Annotated in this window: 13 protein-coding genes and 2 pseudogenes; 6 read left to right on the forward strand and 9 right to left on the reverse strand. The window is 70.5% G+C overall.

Features of this window, described 5'->3' with window-relative positions; all coding sequences use genetic code 11:
- Positions 1-32: 32 nt before the first annotated feature.
- The 9 genes from rseP to rpsB all read right to left on the reverse strand — a co-directional run bounded on the left by rseP (position 33) and on the right by rpsB (position 8,550).
- Positions 33-1,391 carry an RIP metalloprotease RseP gene (rseP, locus tag ACYVJJ_RS09615; RefSeq protein WP_460833061.1) on the reverse strand — a complete coding sequence of 453 codons (1,359 nt, stop codon included), beginning with the start codon at positions 1,389-1,391 and terminating at the stop codon, positions 33-35.
- A gap of 108 nt (positions 1,392-1,499) precedes the next feature.
- On the reverse strand, positions 1,500-2,684 hold the full coding sequence (gene dxr, locus ACYVJJ_RS09620; protein ID WP_460833063.1) for a 1-deoxy-D-xylulose-5-phosphate reductoisomerase: 1,185 nt from the start codon (positions 2,682-2,684) through the stop codon (positions 1,500-1,502).
- Positions 2,684-3,520 carry a phosphatidate cytidylyltransferase gene (locus ACYVJJ_RS09625; protein ID WP_460833065.1) on the reverse strand — a complete coding sequence of 279 codons (837 nt, stop codon included), beginning with the start codon at positions 3,518-3,520 and terminating at the stop codon, positions 2,684-2,686. The genes dxr and ACYVJJ_RS09625 overlap by 1 nt, the downstream gene beginning before the upstream one ends.
- On the reverse strand, positions 3,517-4,272 hold the full coding sequence (gene uppS, locus ACYVJJ_RS09630) for a polyprenyl diphosphate synthase (protein ID WP_460833067.1): 756 nt from the start codon (positions 4,270-4,272) through the stop codon (positions 3,517-3,519). Before uppS ends, ACYVJJ_RS09625 begins: the two co-directional genes overlap by 4 nt.
- Positions 4,273-4,317: 45 nt before the next feature.
- Positions 4,318-4,875 (reverse strand): ribosome recycling factor, encoded by a 558-nt coding sequence (gene frr / locus ACYVJJ_RS09635; protein ID WP_460833068.1) that lies wholly within the window; start codon positions 4,873-4,875, stop codon positions 4,318-4,320.
- Positions 4,876-4,945: 70 nt separating this feature from the next.
- Positions 4,946-5,866 carry a cation diffusion facilitator family transporter gene (locus tag ACYVJJ_RS09640; RefSeq protein ID WP_460833070.1) on the reverse strand — a complete coding sequence of 307 codons (921 nt, stop codon included), beginning with the start codon at positions 5,864-5,866 and terminating at the stop codon, positions 4,946-4,948.
- Between the two features lie 10 nt (positions 5,867-5,876).
- A complete protein-coding gene (gene pyrH, locus ACYVJJ_RS09645) occupies positions 5,877-6,596 on the reverse strand; it encodes a UMP kinase (protein ID WP_460833072.1) in 720 nt (239 codons plus the stop codon).
- A gap of 124 nt (positions 6,597-6,720) precedes the next feature.
- Positions 6,721-7,590 carry a translation elongation factor Ts gene (gene tsf / locus ACYVJJ_RS09650; protein WP_460833074.1) on the reverse strand — a complete coding sequence of 290 codons (870 nt, stop codon included), beginning with the start codon at positions 7,588-7,590 and terminating at the stop codon, positions 6,721-6,723.
- 129 nt (positions 7,591-7,719) lie between these two features.
- On the reverse strand, positions 7,720-8,550 hold the full coding sequence (rpsB, locus tag ACYVJJ_RS09655; RefSeq protein ID WP_460833076.1) for a 30S ribosomal protein S2: 831 nt from the start codon (positions 8,548-8,550) through the stop codon (positions 7,720-7,722).
- Between the two features lie 474 nt (positions 8,551-9,024).
- Here rpsB and map point away from each other — a divergent pair, with 474 nt between their 5' ends.
- From map to ACYVJJ_RS09685, 6 genes and pseudogenes are all read left to right on the forward strand, one after another.
- Complete coding sequence (gene map, locus ACYVJJ_RS09660) at positions 9,025-9,801, forward strand: type I methionyl aminopeptidase (protein WP_460833078.1); 777 nt, start codon at positions 9,025-9,027, stop codon at positions 9,799-9,801.
- Positions 9,798-12,446 carry a [protein-PII] uridylyltransferase gene (glnD, locus tag ACYVJJ_RS09665; RefSeq protein WP_460833080.1) on the forward strand — a complete coding sequence of 883 codons (2,649 nt, stop codon included), beginning with the start codon at positions 9,798-9,800 and terminating at the stop codon, positions 12,444-12,446. The genes map and glnD overlap by 4 nt, the downstream gene beginning before the upstream one ends.
- An 8-nt stretch (positions 12,447-12,454) precedes the next feature.
- Positions 12,455-13,342 (forward strand): annotated as a pseudogene (dapD, locus tag ACYVJJ_RS09670) (2,3,4,5-tetrahydropyridine-2,6-dicarboxylate N-succinyltransferase); the annotation flags it as partial.
- Between the two features lies 1 nt (position 13,343).
- Entirely contained in the window at positions 13,344-13,706 is a 363-nt protein-coding gene (locus ACYVJJ_RS09675) for an arsenate reductase (protein ID WP_460833082.1), read from the forward strand.
- The gene (gene dapE / locus ACYVJJ_RS09680; RefSeq protein WP_460833084.1) at positions 13,703-14,830 is read left to right on the forward strand and encodes a succinyl-diaminopimelate desuccinylase; all 1,128 of its coding nucleotides are present in this window, start codon (positions 13,703-13,705) and stop codon (positions 14,828-14,830) included. Before ACYVJJ_RS09675 ends, dapE begins: the two co-directional genes overlap by 4 nt.
- A gap of 44 nt (positions 14,831-14,874) precedes the next feature.
- A pseudogene (locus ACYVJJ_RS09685) lies at positions 14,875-15,646 on the forward strand (exodeoxyribonuclease III); the annotation flags it as partial.
- Positions 15,647-15,721: the final 75 nt, after the last annotated feature.

Below are 15,721 nucleotides of genomic sequence, written 5' to 3' on the forward strand. Positions count from 1 at the left end.
TTGCGGGCGCGGTGGTCGGCACGGTGGCCGTGTCAGCCGACCAGGTTGTTCACGATGTCGTTGTAGAACGCCAGGCCCATGAGGCCTGCGATCAGCGCCAGGCCGACGAACTGCCCGGCCGCCATGGCGCGCTCGCTGAGCGGCCGGCCTTTGACCAGCTCGATAAGGTAATACAGCAGGTGACCCCCATCCAAGACGGGGATCGGAAGCAGGTTCAGAATGCCCAGGCTCAGGGAGAGCAGGGCGAGCATCGAAAGGAACCACGCGGGCCCGTGTTCGGCGGAGGTATTGGCGGCGCGCGCGATGGTGATCGGGCCTGCCACGGTGTTGCGCAGGTCGATGCGCCCGGTCACCGCCCGACCGAGCATCGCGAGCAGCTGCCCGGTCTGGTGGACCGTTTCGCGGAACGCCGCGGGGACCGCTTCGAGCGGGCCGTAGCGCAGCACCGCGTCCGTCGGCGGACGCCCGGGGTCCGCAGGCGCGATCCCGAGCTGCCAGCGCGAAGCGTCGCCGTCCTTCACCAGGCGCGGCGCGACCTGCAATGCGAGGCGCTCGCCCCGTCGCTCGACCTCGATCGTCGCGGCACCACCGCGGCGGCCGATCGTCTGGACGCGCTCGGGGACGTCGTCCCACGAATCGACCGCGTGGCCATCCACTGCGACGATCCGGTCGCCCGCCTGCACGATGCCGCGGGCCGCGGCGTCCGCGCGGACGTCTCCGACGACCGCAGGCACGGTCCGATGGCGCGGCCGCAGGCCGATCGCGTCCACCGCGCGCAGCTCGTCGATCTCGGCCGGGAGCTGTGAGAGGCGCAGGCGACGGGTTGCGTCCTGGCCTTGCGAGGTGCGAACGCGGACGTCGACGTCTTCCCGGTCGAGCGCCGCCGGAATGAGCGCGAACTCGACCTCGGTCCACGTCGGTGTGCGGCGCTCGCCGACGGCGAGGACCGTGTCGCCGGCGCGTAGCCCCGCGGCCTCCGCGAGCGCCTCGACGCGCCCTGCGACGGGTGCGTAATCCGGGCGTCCGATGACAAACACGCCCCAGAACAGCATCACGCAGAGCAGCAGGTTCGCGACCGGGCCCGCGAGCACAATCAGCGCGCGCTGTCCGAGCGGCTTGCGATTGAAAGCCTGGTGCAGCTCGGCGGCGGGCACGTCGCCCTCGCGCTCGTCGAGCATGCGGACGTAGCCGCCGAGCGGGATCGCGGCGATCGCGTATTCGGTACCGTCTGCGCCGCGGCGCAGCCAGAGGGCGCGGCCAAAGCCGACGGAGAAGCGCAGTACGCGCACGCCGCAGCGACGCGCGACCCAGTAATGGCCGAACTCGTGGAAGGTCACCAGGATCCCGAGGCTGACGATCAGCCACCAGATCGATCCGAAAATCTCGTTCACGTCGGCTCCCGGCCGTCCGCCGGCCTGGTCGCGGGTACTGACCACGTTGACCGGCGAAGGTTCACCGCCCGATGAACGGCGGCGGTGGGCCCAGCGGCCGTGAGCCGGTCATGCGGCATGGTCGATCCGGGCGGCGACGTGACGGCGAGCACGGGCATCGGCCTCCTCGAGCACCGGCAGGTCGTCGGCGGGCGTGCTGTCGACCGCGTCGAGTGCAGACGCGACCAGCGCGGGAATGTCGAGGAAGCGGATCCGCCCGCCGAGAAATCCATCGACGGCGACTTCGTTCGCCGCGTTGAGCACGGCCGGCGCGGTGCCTCCGGCGCGGAGGGCGCGGAAGGCGAGGCCGAGGCTGGGGAAGGCGTCGTGGTCCGGCGGCTCGAAATCGAGGCGTCCGCCGGCGGCGACCAGATCGAGCCCGCCGACGCCCGAGGCGATCCGGTCCGGCCAGCCGAGCGCCATCGCGAGCGCGGTGCGCATGTCCGGAAGTCCGAGCTGCGCGAGCGTGGAGCCGTCGACGAACTCGACCAGCGAATGCACCAGGCTCTGCGGATGCACGACGACGTCGATGCGATCGGCGTCCACGCCGAACAGGTGGTGCGCCTCGATCACCTCGAGGCCCTTGTTCATCAGCGTGGCCGAGTCGACCGAGATCTTCGGCCCCATCGACCACTTCGGATGCGCAACCGCCTGTGCGGGAGTAACGTCCGCCATGGCCGCGCGGCTCCGCCCCCGGAACGGGCCGCCCGACGCCGTGAGCACGAGCCGGCGCAGCCCCGACGTGTCACGCGCGGCGGCGTCGCCGCGGGCGGGCAGGCACTGGAAGATCGCGCTGTGCTCGCTGTCGACCGGGATCACCGTCGCCCCGCAGGCGCGCGCGGTGCGCATCACCAGCTCGCCCGCGAGCACGAGTGATTCCTTGTTCGCCAGGGCGATGCGGCGGCCCGCACGGGCGGCGGCAAGGGTCGACGACAGTCCCGCGGCGCCGACGATGGCGGCGACGACGGTATCGCAGGTCGCCTCCGTGACCAGCGCATCGATCGCGTCCATTCCCGCATGTGCCTCGCAGGCCACGCCGGCCGCGGCGAGTGCCCGACGCAGGTCGTCGAGGCGCGATGGATCGGCGATGGCCACGTGCTCGGGGCGATGGACCGCCGCACAGGCGACGAGACCATCGACGTCGCGGCCGGCCGCGAGCACGCTCGCATGCAGGCGGTCGGGATGGCGCGCGATCACGTCGAGCGCCGACGTGCCGATCGAGCCGGTCGCTCCGAGGACGGCGATGCGCTGCATCAGAAGTCCAGGATCGCTTTGCCGAGCGCGAACACCGGGAGCGCGGCGAGCACGGCGTCGATGCGGTCGAGTACGCCCCCGTGGCCGGGGATCAGCGTGCCCGAGTCCTTCTTGCCGGCGTGCCGCTTGAGCAGGCTCTCGTAGAGATCGCCCACGATCGAGACGAGCACCGCCGCAGCGGCGACGAGCGCGACCTTCGGCAGGTCCGACATCGGTGCGCCCGCAAACATCGCGAAGCCGACCGCGGCCAGGGTGCCCGCGGCGACGCCGCCGAGCAGTCCTTCGATCGTCTTGTTCGGACTCACCCGCGGAGCGAGCTTGTGGCGGCCGAGATAGCGACCCGAGAAGTAGGCGCCGGTGTCGGCCGCCCAAACCGCCGCGAGCGCCGCGAGCAGCCAGCGGTGGCCGTTCGGCTCTTCCGCATGCAGCCAGGCGAGCGCGCACCAGGCGGGAACCACCGCGAGCGTGCCCGCGGCCAGCTTGAGCGCACGCGCCCATGATTCGTGGTTGCTGCCGAATTCGTAGCGGCCGAGCCAGGCGAGCGCGAGCAGCCACCACACCACGCCGACGATCGACGCGAGCTGGAACAGCGCGAGCGTGCCGCCGCCCCGCACGCGCGAGGCCCAGACGATTGCGACCATCAGGCCGAGGTTCGCCACGACGAGCACCGTGCGTGCGAGCGAGTCGTCGACCTCGGCGAGGTCGAACCACTCCCACAGGCCGGCGAGGAAGACGATGGCGGCTGCCACCATCATCCAGGGCGTCGGCAGCAGCAGGATCGCCGCGATCGCGACGGGGGCCATCACCAGGGCGGCGGCGACACGGGTACGGGTCATTCGGTCGTCTCGGTAGGGCCGGCGACCTGGGCCCCGGTCAGGCCGAAACGGCGTTCACGGCGCGCGAAGTCGTCCAGCGCAGCCTGAAGTGTCGCCGCATCCAGCTCCGGCCACAACAAATCGGTGAACCACAACTCCGTGTAGGCGAGCTGCCACAGCAGGAAGTTGCTGATACGAAGCTCGCCGCCTGTGCGGATGAAGAGATCGGGCGCGGGGGCGTCCGCCAGCGCGATGCGCCCGGCGAGGCGCGCCTCGTCGATGTCCGACGGTGCGAGCCGACCGGCCGCCACGTCCTCGGCGAGACTGCGCGCCGCCTGCACGATGTCCCAGCGCCCGCCGTAGCTCACGGCGATACCGAGCTGCAGCCGCGTATTGCCGGCGGTACGAGCCTCGCCCGCTGCCATGCGCGCGCGGATGGCGTCCGTGAAACGCGAGCGGTCGCCGATGAAACGCAGGCGCACGCCGCGGCGGTCGAGCTCGTCGATCTCGCGCTCGAGCGCGCCGTTGAAGAGCTTCATCAGGCCACCGACCTCGTCGGGCGGGCGGTCCCAGTTCTCGCTCGAGAACGCGAAGAGCGTCAGGGCCTCGATGCCGCGCTCGAGGCAGAAGTCGATGCAGATGTTCACCGCACGCGCACCGGCACGGTGGCCGATGATGCGCGGGCGGAAGCGCTTCTGCGCCCAGCGCCCGTTGCCGTCCATGATGACGGCGAGGTGGCGCGGAATGCGGGGCGGGGCGGGCGGCGTGGACATGGCGCGTCGGCGTGGCGCGTGCGCCAGTGCGTCGGGCGACGGCGGTCAGACCGCCATCAGCTCCTGTTCCTTCGCCTTCACGACCTCGTCGACGTTCTTGATCGCCTCGTCGGTCAGCTTCTGGATGTCCTGCTCGGCGCGTGCGGACTCGTCCTCGGTGATCTGCTTCTCCTTGAGGAGCTCCTTCACCTGGTGGTTCGCATCGCGACGGATGTTGCGGATCGCCACCTTCGCGTCTTCGCCCCCGGAGTGCACCACCTTCGCGAGGTCGCGCCGGCGCTCCTCGGTGAGCGGCGGCAGGTTGAGGCGGATCACCATGCCGGCGGTATTCGGCGTGAGGCCCAGGTCGGATGCGAGGATCGCCTTCTCGACGGCGCCGACCATGGGCTTTTCCCACGGCGTGATCGTCAGCGAGCGCGAGTCGCTCACCGCGACGCTGGCGACCTGCGAGAGCGGGACCTCGGAGCCGTAGTAGTTGACCTTGATGTGGTCGACGATGCTTGTGGTCGCACGGCCGGTGCGGATCTTGACCAGGTCGTGGCGGAATGCCTCGACGCTCTTCGCCATGCGCGCCTTGGTGTCGTTCTTGATCTCGTTGAGCATCGCGGGCTCCGGTCGGGGTCGGTCGGCCGGCGATTATAGGGCACGGCTGCCGTCGATCCGTCGGGGCCCATCAATGATGCGGGGCGCGATCGTGGCGGTCGTGCTCGCACGCGTCCCCGTGCTCGACCTGCAGCGTCGGATGGTTGATGCCGTAGCGGACGTCGAGCTCGTGGCCGATGCGGTCCAGGAAGCGGTCGTGGTCGCCGGCGGAGGGGCGCACGAGGTGCGCGGTCATCGCGATCTCGCCCGCGCCGAGCGGCCAGATGTGCAGATGGTGCACGGCGGTGACGCCGTCCTGCGATTCCAGGAACGCCTGTACCTCGCGCTGGTCGATGCCACGCGGCACGGCGTCCATCGCCGCATCGAAGCTCTCGCGCAGCAGGCCGAAGGCACCGATCGCGACGACCACCGAAACGAGCACGGCCGTGGCGGGGTCGAGCCAGGTCCAGCCCAGCGCCCAGATGCCGAGCCCCGCGAGCACGGCCGCCGCCGAGACGGCGGCATCGGCCACCAGGTGCAGGAACGCGGCGCGCCGGTTGAGGTCGTGGTGATGGCCGCCGTGCATGATCCAGGCCGTACCGAGGTTCACGGCGATCCCGATCGCCGCGACGACGACCACCGGCAGGCCCGGCACGTCGGGCGGCGCGGCCAGACGGCGGTAGGCCTCCCAGACCAGGGCTCCGGCGAAGCCGACCAGCAGGAGGGCGTTCGCGAGCGGCGAGAGCAGCGTCGCGCGCCGCCAGCCGTAGGTGTGCCGCCGGGTGGGCGCGCGGCGCGCGAGCGTCGCAGCGCCCCAGGCGAGCGCCAGGCCGGCGACGTCGCCGAGGTTGTGAAGGGCGTCGGAGAGCAGCGCGAGCGAGTTCGCGAGCACGCCGTAGCCCGCTTCGAGCAGGCTGTACGCGAGGTTCGCGAGGGTGGCGGCGGCGAAGGCGCGGGTCGCGCCATGGCCATGGTGATGCCCGTGGCCGCCGTCGTGATGCGCGTGGCCCACGGCCGGGGACTCAGCCGCGCTGGACGAGGGTGCCGATCGGCTCGCCCCGGAGGATGCGCAGCAACTGGCCCGGCTGGTCCATGTCGAAGATGCGCAGTGGCAGGCCGCTGTCGCGGCACAGCGCGAAGGCCGCGGTGTCCATCACCTGCAGGTCGCGGCCGAGCACGTCATCGTAGGTGAGCGAGTCATAGCGGACGGCGTCGGCGTGCTTCTTCGGATCCTTGTCGTACACGCCGTCGACCTTCGTGGCCTTGAGGAGCAGGTCGGCGCCGATCTCGATCGCGCGCAGCGCGGCACCGGAGTCGGTCGTGAAGAACGGATTGCCGGTGCCGGCGGCGCAGATCACCACGCGGCCCTTCTCGAGATGCCGCACCGCGCGCCGCCGGATGTAGTCCTCGCAGATCTGGTTGATCTTGATCGCGCTCAGGACACGGCACTTCGTGCCGAGCTTCTCTAGCGCGTCCTGCATGGCGAGCGCGTTGATGATCGTCGCGAGCATGCCCATGTGGTCGCCGGTCACGCGGTCCATCCCCGTCGCGGCGAGGCCCGCGCCGCGGAAGATGTTGCCGCCGCCGATCACCAGCGCGATCTCCGCGCCCGCCTGCTGCGCCTCGATCACCTCCCGCGCGAGGCGATCGATGATCTTGGGGTCGATGCCGTAGTCCTCGCTGCCCATCAGTGCCTCGCCAGAGAGCTTGAGGAGGACGCGGCGGTAGGCGAGTTCGGACATGGCGGGACCTGCTGGCGGGGGCGGCGCGATTGTAGGCGAGGGCACGTGGCGGCGCAGCGTCGGCGTCGCAAAAAGAAGGGGCCGTGCGGTGCACGGCCCCTTCCGGTATCGCGGTAGCGGTCGCTTACGCGAGGCCGGCCTGCTTCATGACCTCGGCCGCGAAGTCGTCGGTCTGCTTCTCGATGCCTTCGCCGACGGCGAGGCGGACGAAGTTGACGACTTCCGCGCCGGCCGCCTTCAGCGCCTGCTCGACGGTCTGGTTCGTGTCGAGCACATAGGCCTGGCCGGTGAGGCAGATCTCGTTGACGGTCTTGGCGATCTTGCCGGCGATCATCTTCTCGAGGATCTCCTGCGGCTTGCCGGTGTCCTTCACCTGCGCCAGCGCGATCTCCTTCTCACGCGCCACGAAGTCGGCCGGCACATGCGCGGGCGAAATGTAGGGCGGGTTCATCGCGGCGACGTGCATTGCGAGGCCACGCGCGAGCTCGGCATTGCCGCCCTTGAGCTCCACGATGACGCCGATGCGGCCGCCGTGGACGTAGGCGGCCAGCGTGTTGTCGCTGTCGATACGCGCCATGCGACGCACTTGCACGTTCTCGCCGACCTTGGCGATAACGGCGGCACGGGCTTCCTCGACCGTCTCGCCGCTCGCAAGCTTCGTGGCCTTGAGCGCCTCGACGTCGTTGGCGGAGAGCGCGGCCTGGCCGACGGTCTCGACGAACGAGAGGAAGTTGGTGTCCTTGGCGACGAAGTCGGTCTCGGAGTTGATCTCGACGAGCAGCGCGGTCTTCTCGCTCTGCGCGGCGACGATCTTGCCTTCGGCGGCGATGCGGCTGGCCTTCTTGTCGGCCTTGGCGAGGCCGGTCTTGCGCAGCCAGTCGGCCGCCGCCTCGATGTCGCCGCCGTTCTCGGTGAGTGCCTTCTTGCACTCCATCATGCCGGCGCCGGTGCGCTCGCGCAGTTCCTTGACCAGGGAAGCAGTGATCTCTGCCATGGACGTAGCCTCATTCGTATGGGGAGGGTGTCCCGCGTCGCGGGACGGCGTGCAGGCGCCGACGGCGGCTGTCACGGGAAACTCGGAACCGCGGTGGCCACGACGCGCGTGGCCACCGGGTGGAACCGCTTACTCGGCGGCCGGAGCCGGAGCGTCGGCCTTGCGCGGCGCGCCCTTCTTGGCCGGCGCGCGACGCGGACCCTTGCGGTCCTCGGCGCCCTCGGCACCGGCCTCGGCGGCGGCGAAGTCTTCCTCGCGGACCGAAGCGGCCTGCGGCGCGGCGGCCTTGCCCTCGAGCACGGCCTCGGCGGCGGCGCGCGCGTACAGCTGCACGGCGCGGATGGCGTCGTCGTTGCCCGGGATCGCGTAGTCCACGAGCTCCGGGTCGTAGTTGGTGTCGACGACGGCGACGACCGGGATGCCGAGCTTCTTGGCTTCCTTGATCGCGATGTCCTCGTGGCCGATGTCGATCACGAAGATCGCGTCGGGCAGGCGGTTCATCTCCTTGATGCCGCCCAGCGACAGCTCGAGCTTCTCGCGCTCGCGGCGCAGCTGCAGCACTTCATGCTTGACGAGCTTCTGGAACGTGCCGTCGGTCTCGGCGGCCTCGAGTTCCTTCAGGCGCTGCACCGACTGCTTGACGGTGCGGAAGTTGGTCAGCGTGCCGCCCAGCCAACGCTGGTTCATGTACGGCATGCCGCAGAGTTCCGCGGCTTCCTTGATGGACTCGCGCGCGGAGCGCTTGGTGCCGAGGAACAGGATCATGCCGCGCTTCTGCGCGACGCCCGAGAGGAAGTTCATCGCGTCGTTGAAGAGCGGAACGGTCTTCTCGAGGTTGATGATGTGGATCTTGCCGCGGGCGCCGAAGATGTACGGACCCATCTTCGGGTTCCAGTAGCGCGTCTGGTGGCCGAAATGGACGCCGGCTTCCAGCATCTGGCGCATGGTGATCTGGGGCATTGCAGTGACTCCAGGCAGTGGAACCCGGCCGAAGAAAAGGAGCGGCCACCCGCGATGCGGGCGAGGATTCCGGGGTTGGGCCTCCCTGCCGCGTCCGATGTCCGAACCCCATTCGGGGCACCCCGGCATCGACGGTGGCGACAGGTGTGTATTCGCCCGGGAATCGCGTGCCGCGATGCCCTGCGCCCGGCGTGGGCGGCCCGCGGCGAGCCACGGAGCCCCGAAAGTGTAGTCGGATCAGACACTTCGGGCAACCGGCGGTGGCCGACACGCTTTGGGGGGTGCGATCGGAGGCGCGGGTGCGGGACGGACCAGGCCGGCCGGTTGTCCCAGTCGATGGGCCTGGCCCGGCCTCTTGGAGCGCCCCCTGACCCGCGGGCGTCGGGTGCAGGAGCAAGCGGGTATCGCAGCGCGCGGCGGCGCGCTGGGGCCACGGCGCACGTGCGGATCAACCTTGCGCGGCATAATGGCGGGATGCCGATTACCCTCAAGACCCCCGAAGACATCGAGAAGATGCGCGTCGCCGGCCGCCTGGCCGCCGAGGTGCTGCAGGTCGTCGCCGAGCACGTGAAGCCCGGCGTGACCACCGAGGCGCTCGACCGCATCTGCCACGACCACATCGTGAACGTACAGGGCGCGATCCCCGCGAACGTCGGCTACAAGGGCTTTCCGAAGACGGTCTGCACGTCGGTCAACAACGTGATCTGCCACGGCATCCCGAGCGTCGGAAAGGTGCTCAAGGACGGGGACATCATCAACATCGACGTGACCGTTATCAAAGACGGCTACCACGGCGATACCAGCCGCATGTATTTCGTCGGCACGCCGTCCGTGATGGCGAAGCGGCTGGTGGACGTCACCCGGGAAGCCATGTTCCGTGGCATCCGCGCGGTGACGCCGGGCGCGACGCTCGGGGACATCGGCCATGCGATCCAGACGTATGCCGAGTCGGAACGCTTCTCCGTGGTGCGCGAATACTGCGGACACGGCATCGGCAAGATCTATCACGAGGATCCGCAGGTGCTGCACTACGGGCGCGCCGGCGAGGGGCTGGTCCTGAAGCCGGGGATGACCTTCACCATCGAGCCGATGATCAATGAGGGCACGCGCCACACGAAGGTGCTGCCGGACGGCTGGACCGTGGTCACCAAGGACCGCAAGCTCTCCGCGCAGTGGGAGCACACCGTCGCGGTGACCGACGACGGCGTCGAGATCCTCACGCGCCTGCCGGGCGACGACAACGACCTATGAGCGACCGCGCGGCGGAGCCCGCCGCGACCGGCCGGGCGGAGCACGACGCGCAGGACGACGCGGCCTGGGCGGCCGGTGCACGCGCGCGACTGGCCGGACTCGCAACGCAGCTCGCGGAGGCGTTCGACGGTGCCGGCGCCGAAGCCGATGCGCGCGCATTGACACGCCGCCGCGCCGCCGGCGTCGATGCGCTGGTGATCGAGGCCTGGGGCCGCGCGATGCCCCCCGCCAGCGGCGTCGCGCTGTTCGCAGTGGGTGGCTACGGGCGTGGCAGCCTGTATCCGCAGTCGGACGTCGACCTGCTCGTGCTGACGCCCGACGATCCCGATTCCGCGATCGCGGCCGGGCTTTCGCGCTTCGTCGCGCTGCTCTGGGATGCCGGCCTGCCCGTGGGTCACGCGGTCCGTACGCCCGCGCAGTGCACTGCCGCGGGCGCCGAGGACATCGCCACGCTCACGGCGATGCTCGAGGCGCGTCCCTTGCACGCGTCGAGCGCGCAATGCTTGGCCCTGGCCTCCGCGATCGATCCGGCACGCGTGTGGCCGCCGCATGGGTTCTTCTCGGCCAAGCGCGAGGAGCTGCTCGCGCGCCATGCGCGCTTCGGTGATACGGCCGACGGACTGGAGCCGAACCTCAAGGAAGGGCCGGGCGGCCTGCGCGACCTGCAGACGCTGCGCTGGATGGCGCTGCGCGTGCTCGGCACCGGCGATTTCGCTTCGTTGATCACCCTCGGCCAGCTCGGCGCGGACGAGCAGGCGACGCTCGAGCGCCAGCACGACGTGCTCGCGCGCCTTCGCTTCGGACTGCACCTCGTCGCGGGCAAGCGCGAGGAGCGCCTGCGCTTCGACTACCAGAAGGCGCTCGCCGCGCGCATGGGCTACGTGGACGCGCCCGGCGCGCTCGCGGTCGAGCAGATGATGCAGACCTTCTACCGGAGCGCCGGCCTGGTGCGGCGCATCGGGGACCGCCTCCTGCAGCGCTTCGAGGAGCAGCTCGAGGGGCCGGTCGATCCGCAGCCGCTCGCGCCCGGCTTCGAATCGCGGCGGGGTTACCTCGCCGCGAGCGCGGGATCACCCTGGCCGCGCGACGTGCTCGACGTGTTCGCGCTTTTCGCCGCCTGGGCCGCGGGCGAGGGCGTACGTGGCCTGCATTCCCATACCGCGCGTGCACTGGCCGAAGCGCTCGACATCGTGCCGCCGTTCCATGCCGCCACGCCCGACGCGCGTGCGGCGTTCCTGCAGCTCCTGCGTGCGCCGCGGCCGGTGCGGACGCTCTCGCGGATGGCACGGCTCGGCGTGCTCGCGCGCTGGATTCCCGCATTCGGCGACGTCTCCGGGCGCATGCAGTTCGACCTCTTCCATGTCTACACGGTCGACCAGCACACGCTCGCCGTCCTCGCCAACATCGAGGCATTCGCCAGCGGTGCCGACGAGCGCTTCTCGCTCGCGCACGAGGTCTGGCCGCGCCTGCGCCGACCCGAGCTGCTCCTGCTCGCGGCGCTCTTCCACGACATCGCCAAGGGGCGCGGTGGCGACCACTCCGAGCTCGGCGCAGTGGATGCGCGCGAGTTCTGCGAGGCGATCGCGCTCCCGCCGGGCGACGTCGCCACCGTCGAATGGCTCGTGGCGCAGCACCTGCTGATGTCGGTGACCGCGCAGAAGCAGGACATCGCCGACCCCGAGGTGATTCATCGCTTCGCGCTCAAGGTGGGTGATCGCGAGCGGCTCGAGCTGCTCTACCTGCTGACCTGCGCCGACATCGCGGGCACGTCGCCCAAGCTCTGGAACGCGTGGAAGGACCGGCTGCTCGCCGATCTCTACACGTCGGCGCGCTTGGCGCTGCGACGCGGGCTGGAAAACCCGCTGGTCGCGGACGAGCGCGCGGCCCAGACGCGAGCCGAAGCCGCCGCGCTCCTGGGCGTGGAGGGACTGGGGGCAGATGAGGTCGAGCGACTCCTGGCGCGCATGCCGGACGTCGGCTTCCAGCGCGGTCGTCCCGATCAGCTGGCCTGGCAGGCCCAGGCCCTGCGCGCGATGGGCGATGCCGATACATGCGTCGCCGCGCGTCCGCTCGGCGACCAGGGCGCGCTGGAAGTCTTCGTGCATTCGCCCGACCGCGACGGCCTGTTCGCCGCGATCGTCATCACGCTCGACCGCCTCGGCCTCGCGATCGCGCAGGCGCGCGTGCTCGACGGCCCCGGCGCGCGCGTCTTCGACAGCTTCCAGGTCGTGCCTGTGGACCCGCGCATACAGCCGGAGCCCGGCGATGTCACGCGACGCCTGCGCGAGGTGCTGGCCGGCGACCTCACCGGGGTGCGCCCTGCACGGCGTGCGCAGCCGCGGCATCTCAGGCACTTCCGCATCGCGCCGCAGGTCGGCTTCGACGCGATCGAAGCACCGTCGCGCACGCTGGTGAGCCTGGTCTGCACCGATCGACCGGGGCTGCTTGCCGACGTCGCGCACGTGCTGCGCGAGCAGGGTCTGCGCGTGCACGATGCGCGCGTGGCCACCTTCGGCGAACGCGCCGAGGACGTGTTCCAGATCACCCGCGTCGATGCCGCTGGCGTCGACCGCCCCCTCGACGAAACCCACCAGCACGCGCTGCGCGACGCACTGCTCGCCTGCCTCGACGGAGACTGTCCATGACCCCGCCCGCCAAGACCCCCGCCCGCAAGTCGCCACGCCGCAAGGCCGCGCCGAAGGGGCCCGGCCTCGACGACGTGCAGTTCATGATCGACAGCGCCTGGGAGCGCCGCACGATGCTCACGGTCGACGAGATCGAGGGCTCGACGCGCCCGCTCGTCGAACGCGTGATTGACGGCTTGGAAGCCGGGGAGTTGCGCGTCGCCGAGCCGGACGGCCAGGGCGGCTGGAAGGTCAACGAGTGGCTCAAGAAAGCCGTGCTGCTCTATTTCCGCACGCAGGAGATGGAAGTCGTCGACGCACAGCCCGCGCCGTTCTGGGACAAGGTCCCGGCGCGTTTCGAGGGCTTCGACGAGGCACGCTTCCGCAAGCTCGGCGCGCGCGTGGTGCCGGGCGCGATCGCGCGCCGCGGCAGCTACATCGGCAAGGACGTGGTGCTGATGCCGAGCTTCGTCAACATCGGTGCGTATGTGGGCGAGGGCACGATGGTCGATACGTGGGCGACGGTCGGCTCCTGCGCGCAGATCGGCGCGCACTGCCACCTGTCCGGCGGCGCCGGCATCGGCGGCGTTCTGGAGCCGCTGCAGGCGACGCCGACGATCATCGAGGACCACTGCTTCATCGGTGCCCGCTCCGAGGTCGTCGAAGGCGTCGTCGTCGGCCACCATTCGGTGATCGGCATGGGCGTGTTCCTGGGCCAGAGCACGCGCATCTATAACCGCATGACCGGCGAGATCAGCTACGGCTACGTGCCGCCGGGCTCGGTCGTCGTTTCCGGTCAGCTACCGGCCAAGGACGGCTCGCACTCGCTTTACTGCGCGGTGATCGTCAAGCAGGTCGATGCGAAGACGCGCTCGAAGACCTCGATCAACGACCTGCTGCGCGGGCTGGCCGACTGACATGCCGACCACGCTCTACGGCCTGGCCAATTGCGACACCTGCCGCAAGGCGCGGAACTGGCTCGCGCGCTTCGGCGTGACGCACGACTTCGTCGACTATCGCGACCAGCGGCCGTCGCCGGAGACGCTCGTCGGGTGGAAGGAAAAGCTGGGCGGCTGGGATGCGATGGTCAACAAGTCCTCGACCACATGGCGGAACCTGCCGCCGGCACGCAAGGCCGCGGCTTCCGACGCCGAGTGGAAGCTGCTGCTGCGCGAGCATCCGCAGCTGATCCGGCGACCGCTCGTCGTCACCGACGACGGCGACATATCGCAGGGGTTCTCCGACAACGGCTTCAAGAAGCGATTCGGGATCGGCCCATGAGCGACGTCCTGAAACTCACGTGCGACCTCATCGCGCGCCCGTCGGTCACGCCCGACGACGCCGGCTGCCAGCAGCTCATCGCCGAGCGCCTGGAGCGCGCCGGTTTCCGCTGCGAGCGCCTTCGCTTCGGCGAGGTGGACAACCTCTGGGCCGTGCACGGCGATGGCGGCCCGACGCTGGTACTCCTCGGGCATACGGACGTGGTGCCGCCGGGACCGCGCGAGGCGTGGGCGAGCGATCCGTTCGTGCCGGAGATCCGCGACGGCGTGCTCTACGGGCGTGGCGCGGCGGACATGAAGGGGAGCGTCGCCGGGTTCGTTGTCGCGCTGGAGCGGTTCGTCGAGCGTCATCCCGCGCATCGCGGCCGCGTGGCGATGCTGGTCACGTCGGACGAGGAGGGTGATGCGATCGACGGCGTGCGCCGCGTCGCCGACGTCTTCCGCGAGCGCGGCGAGCGCATCGACTGGTGCGTGACCGGCGAGCCGTCGTCGAAGGCCGTGCTCGGCGACCTGCTGCGCGTGGGCCGTCGCGGCACGTTGTCGGCGACGCTCACGGTGCGCGGCATCCAGGGGCACGTCGCGTATCCGGAAAAGGCGCGCAATCCCATCCATCAGTCGCTTCCGGCGCTGGCGGAACTCACGGCGCGGCGCTGGGACGACGGCTATGCGACGTTCCCGCCGACGAGCCTGCAGATCAGCAACGTCAACGCGGGCACGGGTGCGAACAACGTGATCCCGGGCGAGATGCGAGTGCTGTTCAACCTCCGCTACAACCCGAACTGGGACGCCGCGCGCCTGGAGGCGGCCTGCGAGGACGTACTCACGCGTCACGGGCTCGACTACAGCGTCGCCTGGCACCGCGGCGGCGAGCCGTTCTACACGCCGCAAGGGCCGCTGCGTGACGCGGCCTGCGCGGTGCTCGGCCAGTTCACGGGCACGTCGCCGGAGGAGAGCACGGGCGGCGGCACGTCGGATGCGCGTTTCATCGCGCCGTTGGGCGCGCACTGCGTCGAGCTCGGGCCGGTCAATGCGAGCATCCACAAGGTCGACGAGCACGTCGCGGTCGCGGACCTCGAGCGCCTGCCGGATCTCTACCTCGCGCTGATGGAGCGACTGCTCGCCTGAGTCGCGCTCACCGGCCCTGCACCGGCGGTGCCTAGGATCGCCGCATGGCCCGGCTGAAAGTCGCGACGTACAACATCAACGGAATCCGTGCGCGGCTCGGCGCATTGCTCGAATGGCTCGACCGCGAGCAGCCCGACGTGGTCTGCCTGCAGGAGCTGAAGGCGCCGGACGAGGCGTTTCCGGCAGGCGACATCGAGGCACGCGGCTATGGGGCGATCTGGCACGGCCAGAAGTCGTGGAACGGCGTCGCGCTCCTCGCGCGGGGCGCGCAGCCGGTCGAGCGTCGACGCGGGCTCCCCCGCGATCCAGCCCCGGAGCAGAGCCGTTACCTCGAGGCCGAGATCCATGGCCTGGTCGTCGGTGCGCTCTATCTGCCGAACGGGAACCCGTGGCCGGGCCCCAAGTTCGACTACAAGCTCGCGTGGTTCGAGCGCCTGATCGCGCACGCGCGAGGGCTTCTCGACGAGGGTGGCCCCGTGGTGCTCGCCGGCGACTACAACGTCGTGCCGACGGACGAGCTCGACATCTACGACCCGAAGTCGTGGCGCAAGGACGCGTTGCTGCAGCCCGAGAGCCGCGAGGCCTGGTTCCGCCTGCTCGCGCAGGGCTGGACGGATTCGGTCCGCGCGGTCCATGGCGACGCGAAGATATTCACGTTCTGGGACTACTTCAGGAAGCACTGGGAGCGCGACGCCGGCCTGCGCATCGACCACCTGCTGCTGAGCCCCGCGCTCGCGCCGATGCTCGCGGATGCAGGCGTCGACCGCTGGGTGCGTGGGCGGCCCGGGGCGAGCGACCACGCGCCGACGTGGGTGCTGCTCGACACCGGGTCCGCCGGCGCCGGCCGCTCGAAGGCGGCGGTCAAGCGCCGGGTGGGACCGGCGGCCGGCG

This window comes from Lysobacter humi (ex Lee et al. 2017), assembly GCF_054781815.1.

Coding starts and splice junctions, on each gene's coding strand:
- rpsB (WP_460833076.1), bottom strand. CDS start 8,550: ATGCCCCAGATCACCATGCGCCAGATGCTGGAAGCCGGCGTCCATTTC.
- glnD (WP_460833080.1), top strand. CDS start 9,798: ATGAGCGACCGCGCGGCGGAGCCCGCCGCGACCGGCCGGGCGGAGCAC.
- map (WP_460833078.1), top strand. CDS start 9,025: ATGCCGATTACCCTCAAGACCCCCGAAGACATCGAGAAGATGCGCGTC.
- dxr (WP_460833063.1), bottom strand. CDS start 2,684: ATGCAGCGCATCGCCGTCCTCGGAGCGACCGGCTCGATCGGCACGTCG.
- frr (WP_460833068.1), bottom strand. CDS start 4,875: ATGCTCAACGAGATCAAGAACGACACCAAGGCGCGCATGGCGAAGAGC.
- pyrH (WP_460833072.1), bottom strand. CDS start 6,596: ATGTCCGAACTCGCCTACCGCCGCGTCCTCCTCAAGCTCTCTGGCGAG.
- uppS (WP_460833067.1), bottom strand. CDS start 4,272: ATGTCCACGCCGCCCGCCCCGCCCCGCATTCCGCGCCACCTCGCCGTC.
- ACYVJJ_RS09625 (WP_460833065.1), bottom strand. CDS start 3,520: ATGACCCGTACCCGTGTCGCCGCCGCCCTGGTGATGGCCCCCGTCGCG.
- dapE (WP_460833084.1), top strand. CDS start 13,703: ATGAGCGACGTCCTGAAACTCACGTGCGACCTCATCGCGCGCCCGTCG.
- ACYVJJ_RS09675 (WP_460833082.1), top strand. CDS start 13,344: ATGCCGACCACGCTCTACGGCCTGGCCAATTGCGACACCTGCCGCAAG.
- tsf (WP_460833074.1), bottom strand. CDS start 7,590: ATGGCAGAGATCACTGCTTCCCTGGTCAAGGAACTGCGCGAGCGCACC.